General features: G+C 68.7%; 24 protein-coding genes. 14 read left to right on the forward strand and 10 right to left on the reverse strand.

Annotated elements, in window-relative coordinates; genetic code table 11:
- Positions 1-48: 48 nt before the first annotated feature.
- The 3 genes from E0H75_RS13875 to E0H75_RS13885 are packed head-to-tail and all read right to left on the reverse strand — an operon-like array spanning position 49 to position 3,015.
- Complete coding sequence (locus E0H75_RS13875) at positions 49-1,821, reverse strand: NAD+ synthase (RefSeq protein ID WP_131513891.1); 1,773 nt, start codon at positions 1,819-1,821, stop codon at positions 49-51.
- A gap of 16 nt (positions 1,822-1,837) precedes the next feature.
- A complete protein-coding gene (locus tag E0H75_RS13880) occupies positions 1,838-2,371 on the reverse strand; it encodes a P-loop nucleotide/nucleoside kinase family protein (protein ID WP_131513892.1) in 534 nt (177 codons plus the stop codon).
- Positions 2,368-3,015 carry a GNAT family N-acetyltransferase gene (locus E0H75_RS13885; protein ID WP_165553715.1) on the reverse strand — a complete coding sequence of 216 codons (648 nt, stop codon included), beginning with the start codon at positions 3,013-3,015 and terminating at the stop codon, positions 2,368-2,370. The genes E0H75_RS13880 and E0H75_RS13885 overlap by 4 nt, the downstream gene beginning before the upstream one ends.
- An 86-nt stretch (positions 3,016-3,101) precedes the next feature.
- Here E0H75_RS13885 and E0H75_RS13890 point away from each other — a divergent pair, with 86 nt between their 5' ends.
- On the forward strand, positions 3,102-4,289 hold the full coding sequence (locus E0H75_RS13890; RefSeq protein WP_238162999.1) for a DUF418 domain-containing protein: 1,188 nt from the start codon (positions 3,102-3,104) through the stop codon (positions 4,287-4,289).
- Here the strand turns inward: E0H75_RS13890 and E0H75_RS13895 are convergent.
- Entirely contained in the window at positions 4,235-4,873 is a 639-nt protein-coding gene (locus E0H75_RS13895; protein ID WP_131513895.1) for a peptidoglycan recognition protein family protein, read from the reverse strand. The genes E0H75_RS13890 and E0H75_RS13895 overlap by 55 nt on opposite strands.
- An 81-nt stretch (positions 4,874-4,954) precedes the next feature.
- Between E0H75_RS13895 and E0H75_RS13900 the strand changes: the two genes are divergently transcribed.
- On the forward strand, positions 4,955-5,437 hold the full coding sequence (locus E0H75_RS13900) for a hypothetical protein (protein WP_131513896.1): 483 nt from the start codon (positions 4,955-4,957) through the stop codon (positions 5,435-5,437).
- The gene (locus tag E0H75_RS13905; protein WP_131513897.1) at positions 5,434-6,366 is read left to right on the forward strand and encodes an HTTM domain-containing protein; all 933 of its coding nucleotides are present in this window, start codon (positions 5,434-5,436) and stop codon (positions 6,364-6,366) included. The genes E0H75_RS13900 and E0H75_RS13905 overlap by 4 nt, the downstream gene beginning before the upstream one ends.
- On the opposite strand, the gene E0H75_RS13910 is transcribed toward E0H75_RS13905, so the two are convergent.
- Positions 6,292-6,711, reverse strand: a complete 420-nt coding sequence (locus E0H75_RS13910; RefSeq protein ID WP_131513898.1) for a hypothetical protein — start codon at positions 6,709-6,711, stop codon at positions 6,292-6,294. The genes E0H75_RS13905 and E0H75_RS13910 overlap by 75 nt on opposite strands.
- Before the next feature lie 113 nt (positions 6,712-6,824).
- Here E0H75_RS13910 and glnA point away from each other — a divergent pair, with 113 nt between their 5' ends.
- Positions 6,825-8,165: a type I glutamate--ammonia ligase gene (gene glnA / locus E0H75_RS13915; protein ID WP_131513899.1), complete on the forward strand. Its 1,341-nt coding sequence runs from the start codon at positions 6,825-6,827 to the stop codon at positions 8,163-8,165.
- A 119-nt stretch (positions 8,166-8,284) separates the two neighbouring features.
- Here glnA and E0H75_RS13920 read toward each other — a convergent pair whose 3' ends face one another.
- Positions 8,285-8,674, reverse strand: coding sequence for a hypothetical protein (locus tag E0H75_RS13920; protein ID WP_131513900.1), 390 nt, complete (start codon positions 8,672-8,674; stop codon positions 8,285-8,287).
- A gap of 91 nt (positions 8,675-8,765) precedes the next feature.
- Here E0H75_RS13920 and E0H75_RS43060 point away from each other — a divergent pair, with 91 nt between their 5' ends.
- The gene (locus tag E0H75_RS43060) at positions 8,766-9,008 is read left to right on the forward strand and encodes a hypothetical protein (protein ID WP_165553717.1); all 243 of its coding nucleotides are present in this window, start codon (positions 8,766-8,768) and stop codon (positions 9,006-9,008) included.
- Here the strand turns inward: E0H75_RS43060 and E0H75_RS13925 are convergent.
- Positions 8,961-9,431 carry a hypothetical protein gene (locus E0H75_RS13925; RefSeq protein ID WP_238163022.1) on the reverse strand — a complete coding sequence of 157 codons (471 nt, stop codon included), beginning with the start codon at positions 9,429-9,431 and terminating at the stop codon, positions 8,961-8,963. The genes E0H75_RS43060 and E0H75_RS13925 overlap by 48 nt on opposite strands.
- 163 nt (positions 9,432-9,594) lie before the next feature.
- Between E0H75_RS13925 and E0H75_RS13930 the strand changes: the two genes are divergently transcribed.
- The 4 genes from E0H75_RS13930 (at position 9,595) to trmB (ending at position 14,142) form a co-directional block, all read left to right on the forward strand.
- The gene (locus tag E0H75_RS13930; protein ID WP_131513902.1) at positions 9,595-12,579 is read left to right on the forward strand and encodes a bifunctional [glutamine synthetase] adenylyltransferase/[glutamine synthetase]-adenylyl-L-tyrosine phosphorylase; all 2,985 of its coding nucleotides are present in this window, start codon (positions 9,595-9,597) and stop codon (positions 12,577-12,579) included.
- A gap of 73 nt (positions 12,580-12,652) precedes the next feature.
- Positions 12,653-12,967 carry an ArsR/SmtB family transcription factor gene (locus E0H75_RS44090; RefSeq protein ID WP_131513903.1) on the forward strand — a complete coding sequence of 105 codons (315 nt, stop codon included), beginning with the start codon at positions 12,653-12,655 and terminating at the stop codon, positions 12,965-12,967.
- The gene (locus E0H75_RS44095) at positions 12,964-13,407 is read left to right on the forward strand and encodes an SRPBCC family protein (protein WP_131513904.1); all 444 of its coding nucleotides are present in this window, start codon (positions 12,964-12,966) and stop codon (positions 13,405-13,407) included. The genes E0H75_RS44090 and E0H75_RS44095 overlap by 4 nt, the downstream gene beginning before the upstream one ends.
- A 24-nt stretch (positions 13,408-13,431) precedes the next feature.
- Positions 13,432-14,142 (forward strand): tRNA (guanosine(46)-N7)-methyltransferase TrmB, encoded by a 711-nt coding sequence (gene trmB, locus E0H75_RS13945; RefSeq protein WP_131513905.1) that lies wholly within the window; start codon positions 13,432-13,434, stop codon positions 14,140-14,142.
- Here the strand turns inward: trmB and E0H75_RS13950 are convergent.
- Positions 14,123-16,756, reverse strand: coding sequence for a family 78 glycoside hydrolase catalytic domain (locus E0H75_RS13950; RefSeq protein WP_131513906.1), 2,634 nt, complete (start codon positions 16,754-16,756; stop codon positions 14,123-14,125). The genes trmB and E0H75_RS13950 overlap by 20 nt on opposite strands.
- A gap of 316 nt (positions 16,757-17,072) precedes the next feature.
- On the opposite strand from E0H75_RS13950, the gene E0H75_RS13955 reads away from it, so the two are divergent.
- From E0H75_RS13955 to E0H75_RS13975, 5 genes are read left to right on the forward strand one after another with little or no spacing between them, the layout of a single operon-like run.
- A complete protein-coding gene (locus E0H75_RS13955; RefSeq protein WP_131513907.1) occupies positions 17,073-17,984 on the forward strand; it encodes a sulfite exporter TauE/SafE family protein in 912 nt (303 codons plus the stop codon).
- A gap of 58 nt (positions 17,985-18,042) precedes the next feature.
- Positions 18,043-19,110, forward strand: a complete 1,068-nt coding sequence (locus E0H75_RS13960) for an ABC transporter substrate-binding protein (RefSeq protein WP_131513908.1) — start codon at positions 18,043-18,045, stop codon at positions 19,108-19,110.
- A gap of 17 nt (positions 19,111-19,127) precedes the next feature.
- A complete protein-coding gene (locus E0H75_RS13965; RefSeq protein WP_131513909.1) occupies positions 19,128-19,922 on the forward strand; it encodes an ABC transporter ATP-binding protein in 795 nt (264 codons plus the stop codon).
- Positions 19,909-20,787: an ABC transporter permease gene (locus E0H75_RS13970; RefSeq protein ID WP_131513910.1), complete on the forward strand. Its 879-nt coding sequence runs from the start codon at positions 19,909-19,911 to the stop codon at positions 20,785-20,787. Before E0H75_RS13965 ends, E0H75_RS13970 begins: the two co-directional genes overlap by 14 nt.
- A 17-nt stretch (positions 20,788-20,804) precedes the next feature.
- Positions 20,805-21,275 carry a PLD nuclease N-terminal domain-containing protein gene (locus E0H75_RS13975; RefSeq protein WP_131513911.1) on the forward strand — a complete coding sequence of 157 codons (471 nt, stop codon included), beginning with the start codon at positions 20,805-20,807 and terminating at the stop codon, positions 21,273-21,275.
- Between the two features lie 59 nt (positions 21,276-21,334).
- Here E0H75_RS13975 and E0H75_RS13980 read toward each other — a convergent pair whose 3' ends face one another.
- Together E0H75_RS13980 and E0H75_RS13985 are read right to left on the reverse strand one after the other, a co-directional pair.
- Positions 21,335-21,628, reverse strand: a complete 294-nt coding sequence (locus E0H75_RS13980; RefSeq protein WP_131350551.1) for a WhiB family transcriptional regulator — start codon at positions 21,626-21,628, stop codon at positions 21,335-21,337.
- 211 nt (positions 21,629-21,839) lie between these two features.
- Positions 21,840-22,388: a histidine phosphatase family protein gene (locus E0H75_RS13985; RefSeq protein ID WP_131513912.1), complete on the reverse strand. Its 549-nt coding sequence runs from the start codon at positions 22,386-22,388 to the stop codon at positions 21,840-21,842.
- Positions 22,389-22,397 lie beyond the last annotated feature (9 nt).

Raw genomic sequence — 22,397 nt, forward strand, 5'->3', positions numbered from 1 at the left:
GAGAGCCCCACGGAGTGTCATTGGATGGGCGGTACCGCCAGGAATCGCTCAGTGCTCGGCTGCCTTCCGTGCGTCCTCACGCCATGCATTGGTGATCGGCAACCGGCGGTCCCGGCCGAAGGCCTTGTGGGTGATCTTCGGGCCCGGTGGGTACTGCCGGCGCTTGTACTCCGCGCGATCGACGAGCTGGATCACCTTGCTGACCAGCTCGGTCTCGAATCCGGCCGCGACCAGTTCGGCGCTGCCGCGGTCCAGCTCGACGTAGTCGTCCAGCATGTCGTCGAGCAGGTCGTACGGCGGCAGCGAGTCGGTGTCCTGCTGCCCCGGCCGCAGCTCGGCCGACGGTGGCTTGGCGATCGAGTTCTCCGGGATCGGCGGTTGCTGGCCGCGCGCCTTCGCGTCCGCGTTGCGCCACTTCGCCAGCCGCCAGACCAGCGTCTTCGGCACGTCCTTCAGCGGGGCGTAGCCGCCGACCGCGTCGCCGTAGATGGTGGAGTAGCCGACGGACAGCTCGGATTTGTTGCCGCAGGCAAGAACCAGGTGGCCGTCGGCGTTCGACAGACCCATCCAGATCACCGCGCGGACCCGGGCCTGCAGGTTCTCCTCGGCCAGGCCGGTCAGGCCGAGCGTGTCGATGAACGGCTGCACCATCGGCTGGATCGGCACCACCCGGTAGTTCAGTCCGGTCCGGGCCGCGAGCTCGGCCGCGTCGTCCTTGGAGTGGTCGCTGGAGTAGACGCTCGGGTTGGAGATGCCGAACACATGCTCGGCGCCGACCGCGTCACACGCGATCGCGGCCACCAGCGACGAGTCGATTCCACCGGACAGCCCGAGCAGGACGGACTTGAACCCGTTCTTCTGCACGTAGTCCCGCAGTCCGGTGACGATCGCGCCGTACATCTCGGCCTCGTCGGACAGCCGTGGCGCGACGGCGGCCGCGATCGGGTCGTACTTCGCCAGGGCCTCGTCCTGGATGACCGTGTGGACGATCTCGATGCCCTCGTGGGTGCCGGCCGGCGTACCCGTCGGGGCGGCTAGCTCGAGGTCGACCACCATGCTGCCCTGCTCGAACTGCGGGGCGCGGGCGAACACCTTGCCCTCGGCATCGGCGATCAGCGAGTCGCCGTCGAAGACCAGTTCGTCCTGGCCGCCGACGAGGTTCACGTACGCCAGCGGACAACCCGCCTGGCGGGCGCGGCGGCTGACGAGCGCGCCGCGGACGTCGTCCTTGTTGGCCTCGTACGGCGAGCTGTTGATGACGAGCAGGAGCCCCGCACCAGCGGCCTTGGTGGCAGCGACCGGGCCGCCGTCCTGCCAGAGGTCCTCACAGATCACCACAGCGACGTCGACGCCGTGGATCCGGACCACCTGCAGCGTGTTGCCGGGAACGAAGTGCCGGAACTCGTCGAAGACGCCGTAGTTCGGGAGGTGGTGCTTGACCGCGCTCGTGATCACGCGGCCCTGGTGGATCACGGCCGCGGAGTTGGTCGGGGAGCCCTTCGGCCGGCCGAGCCGGTCGATGCCCATCGCCGTACCGGTCGCGCGGTCGAGGTAGCCGCAGACGACCACGATGTCGCCGAGCTCCTCGTCGGCCAGCCGCCTCGCCAGGTCCTGGATCCGGGCCTGCGACGCGTCCACGAACGACGCCCTCAGGGCGAGGTCCTCGACCGGGTATCCGGTCAGCGCGAGCTCCGGGAACGCCACGACATGCGCACCGCGCTCGGCCGCGTTCCGGGTCCAGGCAACGATCTTCTCAGCATTGCCGTCGACATCACCGACGGTCACATTGAGCTGAGCGAGCGCTACCCGAAGCTGAGGCACGAGAGCACATTACTGGTTACCGCGGCTCTTGGGAGAGTCCGCTGTACTCCCGGACCAGCCGGAGGTTGTGCGCGAGCGGATCCATCGCGTCCACGGTGAGGTGCTCGCGCGTCAGTCCCGGGTACTCGACCCGCATCCGATCCACGTGATTCCACCCGACCTCGTGCCATCCGGGAATCCCACGCCGCCGCCCCTCCAACCGGAGCCGGTGCTCGGCTTCGTCCGTACAAACGCACTCGATCAACCGCAGCCGTGCGTCGTACTCCGTTGCCAGCTTGCCCCATCGGTCAGCCACTGAGTCGTCAATCAGACAGTCGAAAATCGCCGACTGCTCGAACATCAGTTGCCGGCGGACCAACGTCTCCAGCAGGTCGTAGTACATCGCCAGGAACGCCGGCCGGCTCAGTCCGCCGAGAACGCCGTGCGGTTTGAGCGCCCCGAGCAACCAGTCACCGGCGAAGACCGGAGTACCTGCTTCGACAGCAACTGCCTCGGCCAACGTCGACTTCCCAGTCCCCGGCAAACCGGTAAACACGACGACCTGCTTCATCCCCCCGACAGTAACCCCGTCCGCCCAACAACCAGGTCAGCGACCGGCGACCAGTTGAGGGATTCGTAGAGCGGGAGGCCTTCGGCGGAGGCAGAGAGGAGACCTGTGGTCGCGCCTTGATCGAGAGCTGCGTCGGCCAGGGCGGTCATCACGGCATGGGCCAGACCGCGGCGGCGGTGCGGCGGCGCGGTGTAGATGACGTCGGCAACCGCGTCGGCTCCGAGGACCGACATCCGTCCGCTCGCGGCGGTCTTTCCATCAGTGCGCAGTTCGACGTCGATCAGGCCAGGCATCGCACTCACTTCGAGCTCGTACGACCCGGGCACCTGACTCGCTGGCTGATCCGACAAGGAGATTGTCAACAATCGCTCGGTCCGGATGAGCTCGAGCGGATGCAGTACGGCGGCCACGCGCGAGGGCGACGTCGTGGTGATCTTGAGCCAAGAGCTGCCGGCCGGGTTGGCGTCTGTGTGGGCCATCCGGGCGGCTGTGGTGGCGTGCTGTTCGGTGGTGAGGTATTCGACTCGGCGATCCGGCTCGCCGATGCGGACAACGATGACGCCGTCGACCTCGGCGTAGTCGGTCCACTCCCGCGCCTGCGACCAGCCGCGTTGCCAGCGACGGAGTACGTCGTCGTCGTACATGCGCCTCATCAAACAGCGACCAAGGTTCAGTAGGTCGGGACTTTGGGTGGATGGTGGGGGTGCTTCGGGGCGGTTCACTCGGAGGTGTGGTGAAACGAGGTGGGCCGATCGGGGTGGGGGAGCGGGCGTTGGGGCCTGATCTTGCGCGGGGGTTCATGTTGTTGTTCATCGCGCTGGCGAACTCGCATTACTTCGTTGATGGGACACGCGTGTTCGGTGGGTTCCCGATGGACGGCTCGTGGGTCGACCGCGTGGTGGGGATGGTGTTGTCGACCTTCGTCGACGGCCGGGCGTTCCCGATGTTCGGGGTCCTGTTCGGGTACGGCGTCGCGCAGATCGTCCGGCGGCAACGGGAAGCCGGCAAGGAATGGTGGCCGATCCGGAAGTTGCTGTGGCGCCGGAGTCTCGTCCTGATCGTGCTCGGCTTCGTGCACGCGATGTTGCTCTACGTCGGCGACATCCTCGCGGCGTACGGCGTACTCCTCTTCCTCGGCGTCTGGGCGCTGCGCTGGAAGGATCGCTGGCTGTTGATCGCCGCGGCTCTGGTCTTTGTCCTGACCGCGTTGCCGAGTGACGACTCGCTGGCGACCGCGTCCGATGCCACCGATCCCTCGATGCTTCCGCCGGACTTCCTAGGGCAGTTCGGCGACCGGATCGTCGTGCAGCCGTTCATCGCCTTGCTCGGCTGGATCGGGTTCATCACGCCGTTCCTGGTCGGTCTGTGGGCCGGCCGCCGGCGCATCCTCGAACGGCCGACCGAGCACCTCACCCTGCTGCGTACGACGGCAGTCGCCGGCCTCACCGTCGCAGTCCTCGGCGCCCTCCCGGTGTCGCTTGTGGTCGGCGGCGTGATCGATCAGCCGAGCGACGACGTACTCACCCGGCTCGGCCCACTGCACGACGCATCCGGCGTCCTCGGCGGTTTCGGGTATGCCGCTCTGATCGTCCTGGTCGCGCTCATGCTGCGTGATCGCCAGGGCCGGATCACCCTGGCGATCGCCGCCGTCGGCCAGCGGTCGCTGACCTGCAATCTGTCTCAGTCAGTCGTGTGGGCCGTGGTCTTCACGCCGTACCTGCTCGACCTGTCTCGCACGCTCTCCACCAAAACGACAGCACTGCTCGCTGTCGCGACCTGGCTGGCGACCGTGCGGATGGCCGACAGAATGCGGCGCGCCAACTACCGCGGTCCGTTCGAGATCCTGATCCGCAGGGTCACGTATCAGCCGAAGAGGACCGCAGCCACCCGATCGCGGAGTTCGGGCAGCCTCGCATAGAACACGTCACCCGGGCATTGGGTCGAGTTGTAATCCCGGTGCCCCACGATCGCGCTGTGCGGGTCGAGGCCGTACGTTGTGCACAGCCAGGCGCAGGTCAGCACGGACATGTCGAACAGCGCGGTCGGCACGTTCTCGCTGACATAGATGCCTTCGTGCTCGATGCCGATCGTGTGGCTGTTCTGGTTGGCGGTCTGGGCGCCGAGGACGTTCTGCCCGTTCCGGATCGAGGACAGCGACTTGCTGCGGCCCTCCATCAGATAGCCGCCGCGGCTGATCGTGAGCTGCTGGCCGGAGTCGATCCAGCCGTTGGTGTCCATGTGCAGGTCCTGGATCCAGTGCGACTGCGCGTACGCCGCCGCCAGCGAGTAGTCGGTGACGTTCGGGCTGGCGCTGTGGTGGATCACGATGTGGTCCGGCGCGCCGATCACCTGGGTGGCGGCCTTGGGCGGGCGCGCAGACCATTCGGTGCGCGTGTAGCAGCGCGGCGCGGGGGCGGCGTGCGCTGCCGTGGTCGAGACGGCGATGCCGCCGATCAGCACGCTTCCGGCGGCAGCGCCGCGCAGGAGAGTGCGCCGGGACATCCGGGCAGGTTGGAAGTTTTCTGGGGCGGTCATACTCTGGAAAATTCCCTACCAACGAGCCGCCGAAACCGGTCTGGTCTAATGACGGTCGTGACTGATGGGCAGGAGCGGGCGGGGGACGTCCGGCTGGGGCGGGTCGGCAGGGGCGTACGGGTGGCCGTCGCCCTGGTCGGGATCGGCCTGCTGATCAACGGGTCGGTGCGCGCCAGCGACGATGCGTGGCCGTTCGGCCCGATGTCGCAGTACGCGATGTCGGTGCCCGACGACGCCTCCATCACCTACACCCGGATCAGCGCGCAGACCGACGCCGGTACGACGGTCGACGTGCCGCTGAACATCGAGGGTGCCGGCGTCGCGCGGGCCGAGATCGAGGCGCGGACCGGCGAGATCGTCAAGGACCCGTCGCTGCTGCAACAGGTCGCGGACGGGTGGGCGAAGAAGCACCCGGACAAGCCGAAGTACGTGAAGCTCGAGTTGATCCGCGACACCACCCAGCTGGTCAAGGGCCGCGTCGTCGGACCGCCGACGCCGGCGGTCCTGGCCACCTGGGAGGTGCGCCGATGAGCGCCCGCACCGTGGCCACCCGCGCCGCGAACTGGTTCACCCCGGCCATCGCGTTCGCCCGGATCGCGTGGTTGCGGACCGTCCTCTATCTGTTCGTCATCGTGGACATGCACGCCTTCGTCCGCGACACCCGGCTGAAGGGCGAGCATCCCGGCCTCTACCAGCCGTTGCTCTTGGCCCGCATGTTCGACCTCCCCAAGCCCACGGTCTTCAACACGACCGCCTTGTACGTCGTCCTGATCGCGGCCTGCCTGGTCGGCGCGTCGAACTACTTCCCGCGGATCGCCGGCTGGATCGTGGCGCCGGCGTTCACGTGGTGGGTGCTGATCGGCATGAGCGACGGGAAGGTCGACCACGACCACCTCGCGCTGGTGATCGCGTTGTGGGTCCTTCCAACTGTGAAGGCCGGGCGTCGCGGACGCGCGTCGTACAACGATCAAGCCCGGTCGGAGTCGGCCGGTTGGGTGATCCGGTGCGTGCAGATCTGCGTGATCGCGACGTACTTCCTGTCCGCGATAGCGAAACTGCGGAGTGCCGGATGGGCGCTGACCTGGCCGGGGAGCGCCGTACTGACGTGGGCGATCGTACGGCGGCCGCACCCGGTCGGGGAGTGGCTGCTGCACCATCCGTGGATGCTGCACGTGATGCAGTGGGTCGGGATCACCGCGGAGTTCCTGTCGCCGGTGATCCTGTGGCTCAAGGGCCGGTGGCAGTTGTTCGGGGCCTTGTTCTTCCTCGGGTTCCACGCGGCGAACACCGCGATCCTGCTGATCCACTTCCTGCCGACCGTGGTCTGCTGGCTGGCGTTCGCGCCGATGGAGCGGATCGTGCCGTGGTTCCAGCGGCGGCGGGCCTCAGACAGCGACGCCGGAGAGGCCGAAGACCAGGCCGAACACGGCCGGGAGGCCAAGGAGCAGGCCGGCGCGTAGCCGGAAGCGGCGGCCGCCGGGGCCGGGCGTCCGGACGACCCGGGACAGCACCGCTCCGGCGTACCCGAAGACCAGGGCGGCGAGCAGGATCTCCTTGGTCGGCAGGTCGTCGGCGTTGTGGTGGGTGAGCCCGAGCGTGACCAGGCCCGGGCAGCAGAACGCGAACATGCCGAATCCGAGCTCCGGGACAGGTAGCCAGCGCCGCCCGAGGACATCCTGCTCGGCAGTGCGCTTCCGGCGGATCGTCTGGACGAATCGCGCCGTACTGAGCAGCAGGTCGCTGGCGCAGAGCGCCGCTGCCACGATCAACGCCACCTGGTAGCCGGCACCGAAGATCGTTTGCACGACAGACACGGTAGGCCCTGGCGCTGCCGATGTCCCCGGCAGCACGTAACGTCTGCTTAACAGAGCCGGGGCACACTGTGTGAGAACCGACCGATGCCGTGAGAGGTGGACCGATGGACAAGCAGCAGGAGTTCGTGCTGCGCGCGCTGGAGGAGCGCGACGTACGCTTCGTGCGGCTCTGGTTCACCGACGTGCTCGGGTTCCTGAAGTCCGTGGCGGTGGCGCCGGCCGAGCTGGAGGGCGCGTTCGCCGAGGGAATCGGGTTCGACGGCTCCGCGATCGAGGGGTTCGCTCGGGTGACCGAGGCGGACATGCTGGCCAAGCCCGATCCGTCGACATTCCAGATCCTGCCCTGGCGCGGCGAGACGATGGGCACCGCGCGGATGTTCTGCGACATCAACATGCCGGACGGGTCCGCGTCGTTCGCCGACCCGCGGCATGTGCTCAAGCGGACGCTGTCCAAGGCGGCGGACCTGGGCTTCACCTTCTACACCCACCCCGAGATCGAGTTCTACCTGTTCAAGTCGCTCAGCGGCGCGCCCGGGACACATCCGGAACCGGTCGACTCGTCCGGGTACTTCGACCACACTCCGCAGGGGATCGGGAACGACTTCCGTCGCGAGGCGATCACGATGCTCGAGTCGATGGGCATCTCGGTCGAGTTCAGCCACCACGAGGGCGGGCCGGGCCAGCAGGAGATCGACCTGCGGTACGCCGACGCGCTCAGCACCGCGGACAACATCATGACGTTCCGCGTGGTGGTGAAGGAGGTCGCGCTCACCCAGGGGATCTACGCCTCGTTCATGCCGAAGCCGCTGAGCGACCAGCCCGGGTCCGGGATGCACACCCACATGTCGCTGTTCGAGGGTGACCGGAACGCGTTCTTCGAGGGCGGTGCGCAGTACCAGCTGTCCAAGACCGGGCGGGCGTTCATCGCCGGGCTGCTGCACCACGCGGCCGAGATCACCGCGGTGACGAACCAGTGGGTGAACTCGTACAAGCGGCTCGCGGTCGGTGACGAGGCGCCGTCGTTCATCTCCTGGGGGCACAACAACCGGTCCGCGCTGGTCCGGGTGCCGATGTACAAGCCGCACAAGGGGCAGTCGTCGCGGGTCGAGTTCCGGTCGCTGGACTCGGCGGCGAACCCGTACCTCGCGTTCGCGCTGATGCTGGCCGCCGGGCTGAAGGGCATCGAGGAGGGGTACGAGCTGCCGCGCGAGGTCGAGGACGACATCTGGGCGCTGACGCCGCGTGAACGCAAGGCCCTCGGCATCAAGCCGCTGCCGAGCAGCCTGGCCGAGGCGATCAGCGCGATGGAGGACAGCGAACTGGTCGCCGAGACCCTCGGCGAGCACGTCTTCGACTTCTTCCTCCGCAACAAGCGCGCCGAATGGCTCGACTACCGCCGCCAAGTCACCCCCTTCGAACTGAACAAGCTCCTACCTGTCCTCTAGTGCCGTGAAGTGGCGATTTGCCGCGTGGTGGCGGGAAATAGTTTCCTGAGTGGCCACCTAGTGGTCGCCGGAGTCGCGTGGGATCGGGTCCCATGCGGCGACTGCTGGTGGGTATCGGACTACTCGTCCTGTTGTTCTTCACCGGAGCCTCGGCGGCCTCGGCTCATGTGATCGCGTCGACCGGTTACTCGACCGTGCACCAGGACGCCAGCCGGGTCACATATCTGCTGAGCCTCGAGTACGACGTACTCGGGCGAGCCGTCGACCTCGGCGCACCGACCACAGACGACGGCCGGCGTGCGCAAGCCCTGGACACCGCCAAGGAACGCATCGCGGAATACCTCCACGACCGGGTGATCGTCGCCGTCGACGGTGCCGCGTGTGAGCAGTCGCTGGAGACGACGTCGGTCGGCCAGCGCGCCACCAAGGCGTACGCCGACGACCACGCCAACCTGGTCGAGTACGCCTTCGACAGCGGCTCCGGCCGCACCGTCTTCGACCGCTCTCACCACGACTTCACGGTCGGCGACAACACGATGGCCACGTCGAGTCTGCAGTTCGGCAAGATAGGCGTCGAGCGGCCGACAAGACCGGGGCGAAGTGGACCCGGACGGGCCGGACAACCAGACCTACGGGCTGGTGTACGGCGCGGACAGCGGGGCCTTCACCGGGTACTCGCAGGCGATCTGGACGATGAGCAAGTTCAAGCTCGACCTGCCGGCCGGGGGATCGCACACGATCACCCGGCGGGTGGCAGCCCGTCGGTCACGGCGCACAGACTGCGGCAGAGTGTGTTCAGAGTTCGGCGGCGTGGAGTGGGGCCTGGTCGGAGGCGTGCTCTGAGGTGGTTGTCCAGCGGGCCGCGGCGGTCGAGTGGCGGTACGGCGGATCGGTCGGTGAAGCCGGCGCGGTCAGGTCGAGGTCCGGGAGCGGTGCGGGCTCGGCGGGCGTGACCACTTGGGTGCCGTCCGGTGCGAGCGCATGGACTTCTTCGACCGTGAGTAGACCGACCGGGCGGATCCCTTCGGTGATCACCACGATGCATCCCGGGATCACCTGCTGAGCGCGGTTGCCCTTGGACGGGACGAGGATCCCCTCCGCCGGCGTACGCCAGGCGCCCGGTGCGAACCGCCGCAGGGCGATCCCCGCCTGCCCGTCCTCCGCGGTGCGCGGCGGCACGAACGCGGTGGCTGTGTAGTCGTAGTCGTAGTCCGGCTCGGGCGGCCCGGACACCCGCCCACCCTGCTGAGGCGTCAACCAAACCACAGTGCCCCGCACGGCGAGCGACCCCGTCATCATGACCATGAACAGCCATCATGCCGACTACTGACCGAATCCGCTACACGACACCGTGTATTCACTGCAACACACTTGGTATCCAAACGAGGTGCCCAGTTCCCGTACCCAGGGGCACAGGTAGCCTGCTGGGGTGGCTGAGGCTCGGAGGGGTTCCTGGGAAGGCCGGCTGGTTCGGCTGGGCTTCGGGGATCCACAACGGGCCGGGGTGAGGCTGGAGCAACTGGACGCGCTGGACTCGCACAGCCCGATCGCCACCGCGCAGTTGATCAACACGCTGTCGGAGTGCGCGGATCCGGACCTCGCCCTGCGCGGACTCTGCGGGGTGGTGGAGGCGCTGCACCGGCACGAGTACGACACCTCCGCCTTCGCCCGCACGCTGGAGATGGACGACGACTTCCGCCGCCGGCTCGTCTTCGTGCTCGGCGCGAGTGAAGCATTCGGCCGCCATCTCGAAGTACACCCACGCCATTGGTACGACCTGGCCGACCCCGCCCTGGCCGCCGTACGCCCGACACCTGACGACGTCCGCGCCAGGCTCGCCACAGCCGTCGACGCGCCCAACCCGGTCGACGCGTTGCGGGTCGAATACCGCCGCCTCCTGCTCCGGCTCGCCGCGCGCGACCTCGCCGAAGGGCTGCTGGTCGACGAGGTCGCCGCCGTACTGGCCGACCTCGCCGGGGGAGCGCTGGAGACCGCGCTCCACATCGCCCGCAACGAGTACTTCGCCGCTCACCCCGGCGCCGCCGACTGCCGCCTCGCGATCATTGCCATGGGCAAGTGTGGCGGCCGCGAACTCAACTACGTGAGCGATGTCGACGTCCTGTTCGTCGCCGAACCGCATGACGGCGACCCCGAGGTCCCAGCCCTCAAGACCGCGACCAACCTCGCCGTCGCCGCGATGCGGATCTGCTCGGAGCACACCGGCGAGGGCACGCTCTGGCCGGTCGACGCCGCACTCCGCCCCGAAGGCAAGTCCGGCCCGCTTGTCCGCACCCTCGACAGCCACCTCGCGTACTACCAGCGCTGGGCGAAGACCTGGGAGTTCCAGGCCCTGCTCAAGGCGCGCCCGGTCGCCGGTGACGCCAAGCTCGGCGAGCAGTACGCCGAGAAGACCGCCGAGCTGGTGTGGTCCGCGGCCGACCGCGAAGGCTTCGTCGACGACGTCCAGGCCATGCGCCGGCGCGTCATCGACCACATCCCGGCGGCTGACGTCGACCGTCAGCTCAAGCTTGGCCCCGGCGGTCTGCGCGACGTGGAGTTCGCCGTACAGCTCCTGCAACTCGTCCACGGCCGCAGCGACGAAGCGGTCCGCAGCGGTACGACGCTTGTCGCGCTCGAGTCGCTGACCGCCAACGGGTACGTCGGTCGCACCGACGGCGCCGTTCTCGCGGATGCATACCGCTTCCTCCGATCGATGGAGCACCGCATCCAGCTGTACCGCTTGCGTCGTACTCATCAGGTCCCCGACGACGAGGCTGACCTCCGCCGCCTCGGCCGCTCGCTCGGCTTCACCAAGAACCCGGTGACCGACCTCACCGCGGCGTGGAAGAAGCACGCGCTCGAGGTCCGGCGCCTGCACGAGAAGCTGTTCTACCGCCCGCTGCTCGCGGCCGTCGCCCGCATCCCCGGCGGCGAGGTCCGCCTGACCCCGGAGGCCGCGAAGCAACGCCTGACCGCCCTCGGGTACGCCGATCCCGCCTCGGCGCTGCGCCACATCGAGGCACTGTCCGGTGGGGTGTCGCGGCGGTCGTCGATCCAGAAGGCGCTGCTGCCGGCCATGCTCGGCTGGTTCGCGGAGTCGCCCGACCCCGACGCTGGTCTGCTGGCGTTCCGGACCATCTCGGACACCCTCGGATCGACCCCGTGGTACCTGCGTCAGCTCCGTGACGAAGGCGCGTCGGCCGAGCGCCTCGCGCACCTGCTCGCCAGCGGCCGGTACGCCGTCGACCTGCTGCAGCGTGCTCCAGAGGCGACCGCGATGCTCGCCGACGAGCGCGAACTGGTGCCGCGTTCTCAGGAGGCGCTGCTGACCGAGATGTCCGCAGCCGCCGGCCGGCAGGAGCAACCCGAGGCGGCGGTGGCCGCGATCCGCGCAGTCCGCCGCCGTGAACTCTTCCGGACCGCCGCCGCCGACCTGTCCGGTCTGCTCGAGGTTGAGACGGTTGGGGAGGGCCTGACGGCGATCTCGGTGGGCACCTTGACCACCGCGCTCGAGGTGGCCAAGCGGGCGGTGGCGAAGGGTGAACCCGAGCCGACCCGGATGTCGATCGTGGCGATGGGCCGCTTCGGCGGTCACGAGCTCGGGTACGGCAGCGACGCCGACGTGATGTTCGTCCACGACCCGCTGCCTGGTGCGGACGAGCGGGCAGCGACCGACTTCGCGACTCAGGCCGCGACCGAGCTGCGCCGGCTGCTCGCGTTGCCGGGTGCGGATCCCGCGGTCGCGATCGACGCCGACCTGCGTCCCGAGGGCCGCCAAGGGCCGTTGGTCCGAACGCTGGCGTCGTACGCCTCGTACTACGCGCGCTGGTCCGCGGTGTGGGAGGCGCAGGCGCTGCTGCGCGCCGACCCGCTGTGTGGCGATCCCGAGCTGTGCGCGTCCTTCCGCGAGCTGATCGACCCGCTGCGCTACCCGGCCGACGGAGTCAGCGACCGCGACGTGATGGAGATCCGCCGGATCAAGGCGCGCGTCGACGCCGAGCGCCTGCCACGTGGTGCCGACCCGAGCACGCACACCAAGCTCGGCCGTGGTGGCCTGGCCGACATCGAGTGGACCGTGCAGCTGTTGCAGCTCCGCGAGGCACACCGCCTGCCAGAACTTCGTACAACGCGCACCCTCGGCGCACTGCGCGTCGCCGTCGATGCAGGCCTGGTGGAAGCAGCCGAGGCGGCCACCTTGCGCGAAGCGTGGGAGCTGGCGAGCCGGATCCGGAACGCGATCATGCTCGTCCGCGGCCGGCCCGGTGATTCGCTGCCGCGCGATCCCCGTGACCTCTCCTCGGTCGCCCAGATCTGCGGCTACCCACCCGGCGAGTCCAGCCGCTTCTCCGACGACTACCTCCGCATCACCCGCCGCGCCCACAACACCGTCGCCCGTCTCTTCTGGGACGACTGAAAAGACCCGGCATGTCTGCGCTGGGGATCGCCACGCGTTGACAGGCAACCTTTTAGTTGCCTATGGTCGAGGGGTGGAGCTGGTGTTCAAGGCGTTGGCGGACGAGGGACGCCGCCGGTTGCTGGACGCGTTGCGCGAGCGCAACGGGCAGACCCTGCTGGAGCTGTGCGAGCTGCTGCCCGAGCTGACCCGGCAGGGCGTGACCAAGCACCTGCGCCTGCTCGAGGACGCCAACCTGGTCGTCACCGTCAAGCGCGGCCGGCACAAGCTCCACTACCTGAATCCGGTACCGATCAACGAGATCGCCGAACGATGGCTGAGCAACTACGAGCGCGACAAACTGCGCGCCCTCAGTGCATTGAAAGCGGCGCTCCAGGAGGACAGATGAGCAAGCCCGCGATGATTCATGTCACCTACATCGAGACCACCCCGGAGAAGCTGTGGGAGGCGCTCACCTCGGGCGCGTTCACCCAGCTGTACTGGTTCGGCCGTCGGATCGAGTCGGACTGGACCGTCGGCGCGCCGGTGCGGTTCTACGACAGCGCCGACGACAGCCTGACCGACTCCGGTGAGGTGCTGGTGTACGACGAGCCGAAGACGCTCGCGTACACGTTCAAGAACGAGTTCCTGGAGTCGCGGCGCGACGAGGTGCCGGGCCGGGTGACGTTCACGCTCGAGCCGGCCGGGTCGACCGTGGTGAAGCTGCAGGTCGTGCACGACGAGATCACCGCCGACGCGGTCGAGGGCTGGCGCACCGGCTGGGCTCCGATCCTGGCCAACCTCAAGACGTACCTGGAGACCTCCCGCACCCTCGCGATCGAGTTCTGAGCGGGGTTTTCTAGACTTGGCGTGGTGGAAAGGACGGATCAGGTCAGGCAGGAGGGCGTGTTCAGCCACGTCCGGCGCACTGTCCGGATGACAGTCGGGCAGAGGCGGGTCTGGGAGACGCGCTGGTCCGACCTGGGCCGGAAGCTGGAGGAACTGCCGTCGGGTGACGTCGATCTCGACGAGTGGTTCGGCCGGCACGCGCCGACCGTTCTCGAGATCGGATCCGGGATGGGCGACGCGACCGCCCAGCTCGCGGTCGCGGCGCCGGAGGTGAACCACCTGGCCGCCGAGGTGTACCCGCCCGGCCTCGGCCAGCTGATGCTGTGGGTGGAGAAGTACGACCTCGACAACGTCCGGATGCTGGACGGCGACGCGCTCGACTTCCTCCGCGATCACGTCGGACTGGGCGCGTTGTCCGGCGTACGGATCTACTTCCCGGACCCGTGGCCGAAGAAGCGGCACCACAAGCGCCGGCTGGTGACGCCGCCGTTCATAAAGCTGGTGGCGTCCCGGTTGCAACCCGGCGGAACGTTGCATCTGGCAACCGACTGGGCGGACTACGCGGACCGGATGCTCGAGGTGTGCGAGGCCGAGCCGCAGCTGCGTAACTGCTACGACGGCTGGGCCCCGCGCCCGGAGTGGCGTCCGGTCACCAAGTTCGAGTCCCGCGCCCAGGCCGAGGGCCGGGCCGTGCGCGATCTCCTCTACACGAAGGTCACGCCGACCGGCTCGTGAAGCTCCAGTGCCCGGCCGGCACCGTGTAGACGGTGTAGCCGTCCTGGTACGACGGTTCGCTCGCGAACTGACCCGGTACGGCGGTGACGTCCGCTGGTGCCGCGGACGGTACGTGGACTTCGGCCGTCGTACCGATCGGCACCTGCACCTCGAGGGAAAGCACCCGGCTGACCTGCCGCCACGTCACCGAGACCCGGCCGCGGATCGTGTCGGTGTGGATGCTCGACGAGGTCGTCTCGTCGCGCGCGTCCGGCCGGACCACGATCCGCTCCCAGCCCGCGTCGACGTTGCGGAGTCCGGCGACGTTCTCGTAGATCCACTGCACGACTGTGCCCTGGAAGTAGTGGTTCCGCGACCGCGAGTCCTCCTCCCACTTCTCCCACATCGTGTCCGCGCCGAGGTCGAACCAGTAGCCCCAGCTCGGATACGAGCGCTGCAACGCGACCTTGGTCGCGGCCCCGCCGTACCCGTGGGCGGTCAGCACCGGCAGCAGTTCGCCGACGCCGAGGCAGCCGGTGTTGAGGTGGAAGCCACGCGCCTCCACGTCCGCTGCGAGGTTTGCAGCGACCCGCGGAACGAGCTCGTCGGGCACGATGCCAAAGGCGAGCGGGACGGCGTTCGAGGTCTGCCGGTAGTCAGGGTCGTCGGCCGACCGGTAGAGCCCGGCCTCGCGATCCAGGAATGCCCGGTTCAGTCCGTCGGCCAGTTCGGCCGCCGCCTTCCGGTAGTCGTTCGGCTTGCCGATCAGGTCACCGATCTCCGCGGCCATCAGCACAGCGCGATAGAGGTACGCCGTACCCGTGAGCCGACGGTCCTCGGGCGCCGGGCCGCGGCCGTAGCCGGGCGGCAGCCAGTCGCCGAGCACGCTGACGGACAGCCCGTCATCGACCCGGTCGAGCTCCCAGGCCAGGTAGCGGGTCAGCGAGTTCCAGTGCTCACGCAGCAGCCGCTCGTCGCCGTACGCGCGGTGCATCTCGCGCAGCAGGAACGGGTAGACGGTCGGCCACTCGGTCGCGGGGGAGAGGTCGGTGAAGCCCCACCCGCTGGACGGGACGATGACCGGCAACTGCCCGGACTCGGCTTGGCTGTCGCGGATGTCGCCCAGCCACTTGGTGAAGGAGCGAGCCATGTCGAGCGTCGCCAGCATCGTCGGTCCACCGACCTGCGCGTCCCCGGTCCATCCGTTCTTCTCCATGAACGGCGTGTCGGTCGGGATGCCGTGCAGGTTGTTCAGGATCGTCCGCCGCATCGCCTGGTCGAACTGCTCGTACGGCGCCTGCGCCGACGTGAACCTGGTCACCGTAGCGACGTCGGAGTGTGCGACGCGCATCAGTACGTCGGGACGCTCGGTCAGCCCGTCGATCTGGACATAGCGGAAGCCCTTGTAGGAGAAACGCGGCTCCCACTCCTCCACACCGTTGCCGGCGGCAATGTACTCGTCGCGCTGGATCCGGTCGCCCTCGACGTGCCGGTTCACCGCGACCACGTTGCCATCAGCAACCGTTTCGCCGTGGGTCAGGCCAACGACCGTCCCGGCCGGCGCGGTGACGGTGAGCCTGGTCCAGCCGGCCGTGGTCTGGCCGAAGTCGGCGACCCACACGCCGGGCTGCACCTCGGTGAGCTCGACGGGCGCTACGGTCTCGACCACCCGGATCGGCTCGTGGGCCTGTCCTTGCAGCTGCCCCTTCGGCGCGTCGACCACAGCCGCCGCGGACCAAGCGGAGTCGTTGAAGCCGGCCGCGTCCCAGCCGGGGAGCGCGCGGCGGGCGTCGTACGTCTCGCCGGTATAGAGGTTGTCCGAGAGTGTCGGGCCTCCGGTGATGCGCCAGGACTCGTCCGAGACGACCTCGGTTGTGCGGCCATCGTCGTACTCGACGACGAGGCGCGCGATCAGCCGCGGCTCGGCGGTCCAGGGCGCCTCGTGCCAGCGCCAGGAGTTCGGCGACGTGAGTCCGAAGAAGCCGCGGCCGAGTTCAGCGCCGACCACGTTGTCGCCGGTGCGGACGAGTTCGGTGACGTCGTGGGTCACGTACAGGACGGTGTGGTCGTAGTCGGTGAAGCCGGGGTCGAGGACCGCGTCGCTCACCGCCTGACCGTTGAGGCGCAGGTCGGCGTACCCGAGACCGCTCGCGTACAGCCGCGCGCGTCGCACCGCGCCGTTGACGGCGAAGGCCTTGCGCAGCAGTGGAGCGCTCTCCACCTGGCCGCCGATCCACCGGGCGGGTCCGAAACCTTCGTTGAGCAGGCCGGTCTCGAACCATTCCGGTGTAGCCCACTCGCCTTCGCGGTCCAGTCCGTCCCACAGCTGGACGGTCCAGTGGTAGCGGGTGCGTGCGGTCATCGGCGGGCCGTCGTACTCGATGCCGAAGGTGCGCGCCGAGCTCACCTTGCCGGAGTCCCAGACGTCCGCGCTCTCCGGCGTCAGCAGCTCCGGCGTGCTCGCGACCAGGATCCGGTACGCCGTCTGGGTCGCGCCGTACCCCGGCGCGGTGGCGATCCAGCTCAACCGAGGCTGCGCCACGTCGGTGCCCAGTGGGCGGACGGCGTACTCGGTCTTCAGCATTCCGGCGTTCAGTGGACCCCCAGGCGTCCAACCGTCCGGCAGATCAGGCATCAGGCGGCTCCTCAGGCTCATCGGCACCCCGAGGACCGTAGGCAGCCCGCCGCCAGGCTTTCAACACTTCTGACCACAACCGGCCGACAAGCCCGTCCGCTCAGCGATTGGTCGTCTCACATCGCGAAACCTGAGCATGTCACTCGACTTTGTCCGCTTTCATGGACTCATGCAGGTCACTCGAAACGCTCCCGGCGACGCGCTCACGCGGCGCCGGCACGTCGACCTGCTGCGCGTGAACTCCTCGGGTTGTCGGCCTTCGGCGTAGGACTCCGCCCTCCGTCACCGTCTCCTCCCGACCCGTAGGAGCAGTTCCGTGCGTCGTCTCATCCTGATCGCCTTGCTGGGCTCCGTCGCCCAACTCGTCGACGGCACTCTCGGCATGGCTTACGGCGTCACCGCCAGCACAGCTCTGTTGATCACCGGGATCACCCCGGCCGTCGCGTCCGCCTCCGTCCATCTCGCCGAGGTGGGCACCACACTCGCCTCCGGCATCTCGCACTGGCGCTTCGGCAACGTCGACTGGCGCGTGGTCGCGCTCATCGGTGTGCCGGGAGCTGTTGGTGCGTTCGCCGGTGCGACGTTCCTGTCCAGCCTGTCGACCGAGTCGGCTTCCGTGTGGGTCGCAGCCCTGCTGCTCCTGCTCGGCGTCTACATCCTGGCCCGGTTCGGCACCGGGCAGGTGCGGGCCGTGATCGAGGGCCGGCCGGCGGGCCGGTTCCTCGGGCCGCTGGGGCTGGTCGCCGGCTTCATCGACGCCACCGGTGGTGGCGGCTGGGGCCCGGTGGCGAACTCTGCGTTGCTCAGCAGCGGCAAGCTCGCGCCGCGACGCTCGGTCGGCTCGGTGAACGCCGCAGAGTTCCTCGTCTCGGTCGCCGCCAGCATCGGCTTCCTGTTCGGACTCGGGGGGAAGAACCTGCCGTACGGCATCGTCGCCGCGCTGCTGATCGGCGGAGTCCTCGCGGCACCGCTGGCCGCATGGCTGGTGTCGCGACTGGCGACTCGCTGGCTCGGTGTCGGTGTCGGCCTGGTGCTGATCCTGACCAACGCCCGCACGCTGATGAACGGCCTCGACGTTGCTGACGGCCCGCGCTACTTCGCGTACGGCGTACTCGTCCTCGGCTGGGCCGCGGTCGTCCTGTACGGCGTACTGTTCGCCGGCCGCCGCGCCGTGGCCGAGGCCGAGCGCGCCCTGGACCACGAGCGCGAGCTCGAGACCGCCTCCTGACCTGCTCTGTCCTTCCGCCCGCGGCCGTCCGGCTGCCTGCACCACCGAAGGTCTGCCTGTGCGTATCCACAGCATCCGTCCTGTCCGCCTGCTCGCAGCCGTCCTGGCTCTGTCGGCCGCCGTCACCGGCTGCTCGCGGGCCGACCGCGACGAGGCTCCGGTCGCGTCGACCGACAAGGGCCCGGCCACCGAGCTGCGGCTCGGGTACTTCCCGAACGTCACCCACGCCGCCGCGCTGGTCGGTCTCGACCAAGGCCTGTTCACCAAGGAACTCGGCAGCACGAAGCTGGTGCCGACCAAGTTCAACGCCGGCCCGGAGGCCGTCGGCGCGCTGCTCGGCGGCTCGCTGGACGCGTCGTTCATCGGCTCCGGTCCCGCGATCAACGCCTACGCGAAGTCCAACGGCGAGGCCGTTCGGCTGATCGCGGGTACGACGTCCGGCGGTGCGCAACTGGTGGTGAAGCCGACGATCACCAAGCCGGCCGACCTGGCCGGCAAGACCGTCGTCACCCCGCAACTCGGCAACACCCAGGACGTCTCGCTGAAGAAGTGGCTGGCCGGGAACAAACTCACCGGGAAGGTCAAGGTCACCAACCTGGAGAACGCGCAGACGCTGGACGCGTTCAAACAGGGCGATGTGGACGCGGCCTGGCTGCCCGAGCCCTGGTCGTCGCGGCTGGTCCTCGACGCGGGCGCGAAGGTCTTGCTGGACGAGGCGTCGCTGTGGCCGGACGGGAAGTTCCCGACCACGGTGCTGATCGTGCGGACCCAGTTCCTGCAGGAGCACCCGGAGACCGTGAAGGCGCTGCTGACCGGCCTGGTCTCCGCGATCGACTTCGCCACCACCGACAAGGCAGCAGCCAAGACCGCGGTGAACAAGCAGCTCAAGGAAGCCACCGGCAAGGCGTTGCAGCCGGCCGTGATCGACCGCGCGTTCCAGAACATCCAGATCACCGCGGACCCGATCGCGTCGACGTTCCCGCAGCTGGCCAAGGACCAGGTCACCGCGGGCATCGCGAAACAGGCACCGGCGGTGGCCGGGTTCGCGGACCTCGGCCCGCTGAACGACGTACTGGGCAAGGCAGGCAAGCCGGCCGTCGACGCCGCCGGTCTGGACACGAAGTAATCACCAGGGAGGCAGCCATGACCGCGACCGTCGAGGCCGATCGGGCCGTAGTGGACAGCGTGAGTCCGGTGCGGTTTCACCAAGTGGGCAAGGCGTTCGGGAGCGGCCGGTTGACGGTCGTGGCGCTCGAGGGCGTCGACCTGGAGGTGGCTGTGGGGGAGTTCGTCTGCCTGCTCGGGGCGTCCGGCTGCGGCAAGACCACACTGCTCAACCTGGTCGCCGGTCTGGATCAGCCGACGAGTGGCCGGATCGAGCTGAGCTCGTCGCGGCCCGCAGTGGTGTTCCAGGAGGCTGCGCTGATGCCATGGCTGACGGCGGCCGGGAACGTCGAGTTGCCGTTGCGGATGGCCGGCGTACCGAAGGCACGGCGGCGTGCGAAGGCTGCTGAGTTGCTGGAGCTGGTTCGGCTGGCCGGGCTCGGTGACAAGCGGCCGCACGAGCTGTCGGGCGGGATGCGGCAGCGGGTCGCGTTGGCCCGCGCGCTGGCATCCACGACGGACAACACCGGCTCGGGTGCGGGCAAGCCGTCACTGCTGCTGATGGACGAGCCGTTCTCCGCGTTGGACGCGATCACCCGGGACGTCCTGCAGGGAGAGTTGCTGCGGATCTGGCGCGCGACCGGTACGGCGATCCTGTTCGTGACGCACGACGTTCGCGAGGCCGTGCGGCTCGGGCAGCGCGTCGTACTGCTGTCGTCGCGGCCTGGTCGGGTCGTGCGGCAGTGGGACGTCGACCAGTTGCCCGAGGCAGAGGCAGTCGACGAGATCAACACCGAGCTTCGCAGGGTGATCAGCAGTCATGCCGCAGCTTGATCTGCAGGAAGAAGGCTCGGTCGAGGCCGGCCTGGATGCGCTGGACACGCCGGTCCACTCCAGTGAGGGATCGCTGGCCCGACGGATTGCGGCGCGGGTGCTTCCACCCATCGGTGCGATCGCCTTGCTGGTCGCGGTGTGGCAGGCGTTGTGGGCGGCGGCGTTCTGGCCCGAGTTCAAACTGCCGGCGCCGCTCGCGGTGTGGGATCAGATCTGGCAGCTGGTGACGTCGGGGGAGATCCTCGAACTGTTCTGGGTGTCGGTGCACCGCGCGGTGATCGGCTTCGCGCTGTCGCTGCTGATCGCCGTACCGCTCGGCCTGGCGATCGCCAACATCAGGGTCGTACGGCGGGGGATCGGTCCGCTGGTGTCGGGATTGCAGAGCCTGCCGTCGGTGGCGTGGGTGCCGGCCGCGATCTTGTGGTTCGGGCTGAACGACCGGGCGATCTACTGGGTCGTGTTGCTGGGCGCCGTGCCGTCGATCGCGAACGGGCTGGTGTCCGGTCTGGATCAGGTGCCGCCGATTCTGCCGCGGGTCGGGAAGGCGCTCGGAGCGGGACGGCTGAGTGGGATTCGGTACATCCTGCTGCCGGCGGCGCTGCCCGGATTCCTCGGCGGACTCAAGCAGGGCTGGGCGTTCTCCTGGCGGTCTCTGATGGCCGCCGAGTTGATCGCGACGTCGCCGGACCTCGGTCAGGGACTCGGCCAGTTCCTGCACAATGGGATGTCGCTGTCGGACATCTCGATGGTGTTCGCGGGCATCCTGCTGATCTTCGTCGTCGGCGTCGGGATCGAACTGCTGGTGTTCCGGCCGCTGGAGAACTCGGTGTTGCGCGCGCGGGGGCTGAACGTCACTGCGCGCTGACGCCGTACTGTTGGAGCGTGGTCCGATTCCTGCCGTTCCTGATCAGCCTGGTGCTCAGCGTGTACGCGCTGTTCTCCTGCATCCAGACGCCCGACGAGGACGTGCCGCATCTGCCGAAGCTGGTGTGGATCGTCCTGATCGTGTTCGTCCCGTTCGTCGGGCCGATCGTCTGGCTGCTCATGTCGCGCACGCAGGGCACTCGTCGGGAAGTCGCGGGCCGGCCGCCACGGCCGTCCTCGCGCCCGGTCGCGCCCGATGACGATCCGGACTTCCTGAAGACGCTGGATCGCTACCGGGACCCGCGAACGACGGTCAAGCCGCCGCACGACGACCAGCCGCACGACCGCCCCGAGGATCGGCCGCAGGACGCCGTGCCGAAGCCTGAGCAGCCCAAGGAGCCGGAGACGAAGCCCAAGTCGAAGGACTCCGGCTCCGAGACGACGCCAGAGGCTGAGACCACCTCAGAGCCCGACGACGGTAAGGCCTGAGCTTGCGCGCAGGCCCGGCCGGTCAGAGCTTGTGTGGTTGTGGGTGGACGAACAGCGCCTCACGCAGACTTTCGGTGCTCGGGCAGGAGGGTGTTGTCGCGCTCCGACTCCGTGGTGCCGCCCCAGACGCCGTACGGCTCTCCGACCGAGAGTGCGTGCTGACGGCACTCCGGCTGGACCGGGCAGGTCCCGCACAGGGACTTGGCCACCATCTCGCGGGCGCGTTTTCGCACGCCACGCTCCGACTCGGGCGAGAAGAACAGCTCTGGGTTGACGTCGCGGCACGCGGCCTGCGACTGCCAGTCCCACAGATCCATGAGCGGGCGGGGTAGGCGAGGCATCCCTCTCGACATGGCAACCTCCTTGACTCACCGTGAGCGCGGACGGGCGCTCGGTGAAAACTATGCTCAACTCATGGCGAGTTCAACCCTTGTTGTCTCGAACTTCGGTCCATTCGTTATCGGCAGGTGTCGTCGCGCGTCGTGATCGGGGCCGGATCACGCGGAGAGTGTGTTCACGTCATCACCGGGTGTGACTTGCGCCACTTGTCCGGTCCCGGACAGGTCAGACCTCGCCGGCCGGGTCGAACCGGTAGTACTCATGTGCGCCGTGCGGGGTGCCGGTCTCGCCGGTCAGGGCACGGATGACCATCGCGTGCGTGATCGCCAGCACCGGGCCGTCCGTGCTCGCGGAATGCCGGGTGAGCGCCGCGCGGGCCCGCTCACGGACCCGGGACAGCGGCTCCCAGGGCCGTTGGATGCCTTCCGGCCATTCGCCGTCGTACGCCTCGAACTCGGCCTGTGCGGCCCGTACCTCGGCGATGCCGCGCCACGCGCCGGTGTGGTCCGGCAGCCAGTCGCGCAGGTCGTAGTCGACCCGGACGCCGAGGGCCAGCCGGTGACCGATGATCGCGGCGCTCTGCAGCGCGCGGGTGAACGGCGAGCTGACCAGGTACGTCGCTCCGATCCCGCTGAGCAGGTCCGCGAGCTCCTGGGCCTGTTTCGTCCCGAGCGGGGTGAGCGGGGCGGAGTCGGCCGCCATCCCGGGCCAGCCCCGGGAATCGATCGTCTCGTAGTCCGGCTCCCCGTGCCGGACCAGATAAATCTGTGTCACGGCCATGTT

The sequence above is a fragment of the Kribbella capetownensis genome (assembly GCF_004331485.1).
Lineage (GTDB): Bacteria > Actinomycetota > Actinomycetes > Propionibacteriales > Kribbellaceae > Kribbella > Kribbella capetownensis.

Excerpts from the sequence above, each read along its gene's own strand:
- E0H75_RS13880 (WP_131513892.1), bottom strand. The coding sequence starts at position 2,371 with ATGAAGCAGGTCGTCGTGTTTACCGGTTTGCCGGGGACTGGGAAGTCG.
- E0H75_RS13885 (WP_165553715.1), bottom strand. The coding sequence starts at position 3,015 with ATGTACGACGACGACGTACTCCGTCGCTGGCAACGCGGCTGGTCGCAG.
- E0H75_RS13895 (WP_131513895.1), bottom strand. The coding sequence starts at position 4,873 with ATGTCCCGGCGCACTCTCCTGCGCGGCGCTGCCGCCGGAAGCGTGCTG.
- E0H75_RS13900 (WP_131513896.1), top strand. The coding sequence starts at position 4,955 with ATGACGGTCGTGACTGATGGGCAGGAGCGGGCGGGGGACGTCCGGCTG.
- E0H75_RS13905 (WP_131513897.1), top strand. The coding sequence starts at position 5,434 with ATGAGCGCCCGCACCGTGGCCACCCGCGCCGCGAACTGGTTCACCCCG.
- glnA (WP_131513899.1), top strand. The coding sequence starts at position 6,825 with ATGGACAAGCAGCAGGAGTTCGTGCTGCGCGCGCTGGAGGAGCGCGAC.
- E0H75_RS44095 (WP_131513904.1), top strand. The coding sequence starts at position 12,964 with ATGAGCAAGCCCGCGATGATTCATGTCACCTACATCGAGACCACCCCG.
- E0H75_RS13950 (WP_131513906.1), bottom strand. The coding sequence starts at position 16,756 with ATGCCTGATCTGCCGGACGGTTGGACGCCTGGGGGTCCACTGAACGCC.
- E0H75_RS13965 (WP_131513909.1), top strand. The coding sequence starts at position 19,128 with ATGACCGCGACCGTCGAGGCCGATCGGGCCGTAGTGGACAGCGTGAGT.
- E0H75_RS13970 (WP_131513910.1), top strand. The coding sequence starts at position 19,909 with ATGCCGCAGCTTGATCTGCAGGAAGAAGGCTCGGTCGAGGCCGGCCTG.
- E0H75_RS13980 (WP_131350551.1), bottom strand. The coding sequence starts at position 21,628 with ATGTCGAGAGGGATGCCTCGCCTACCCCGCCCGCTCATGGATCTGTGG.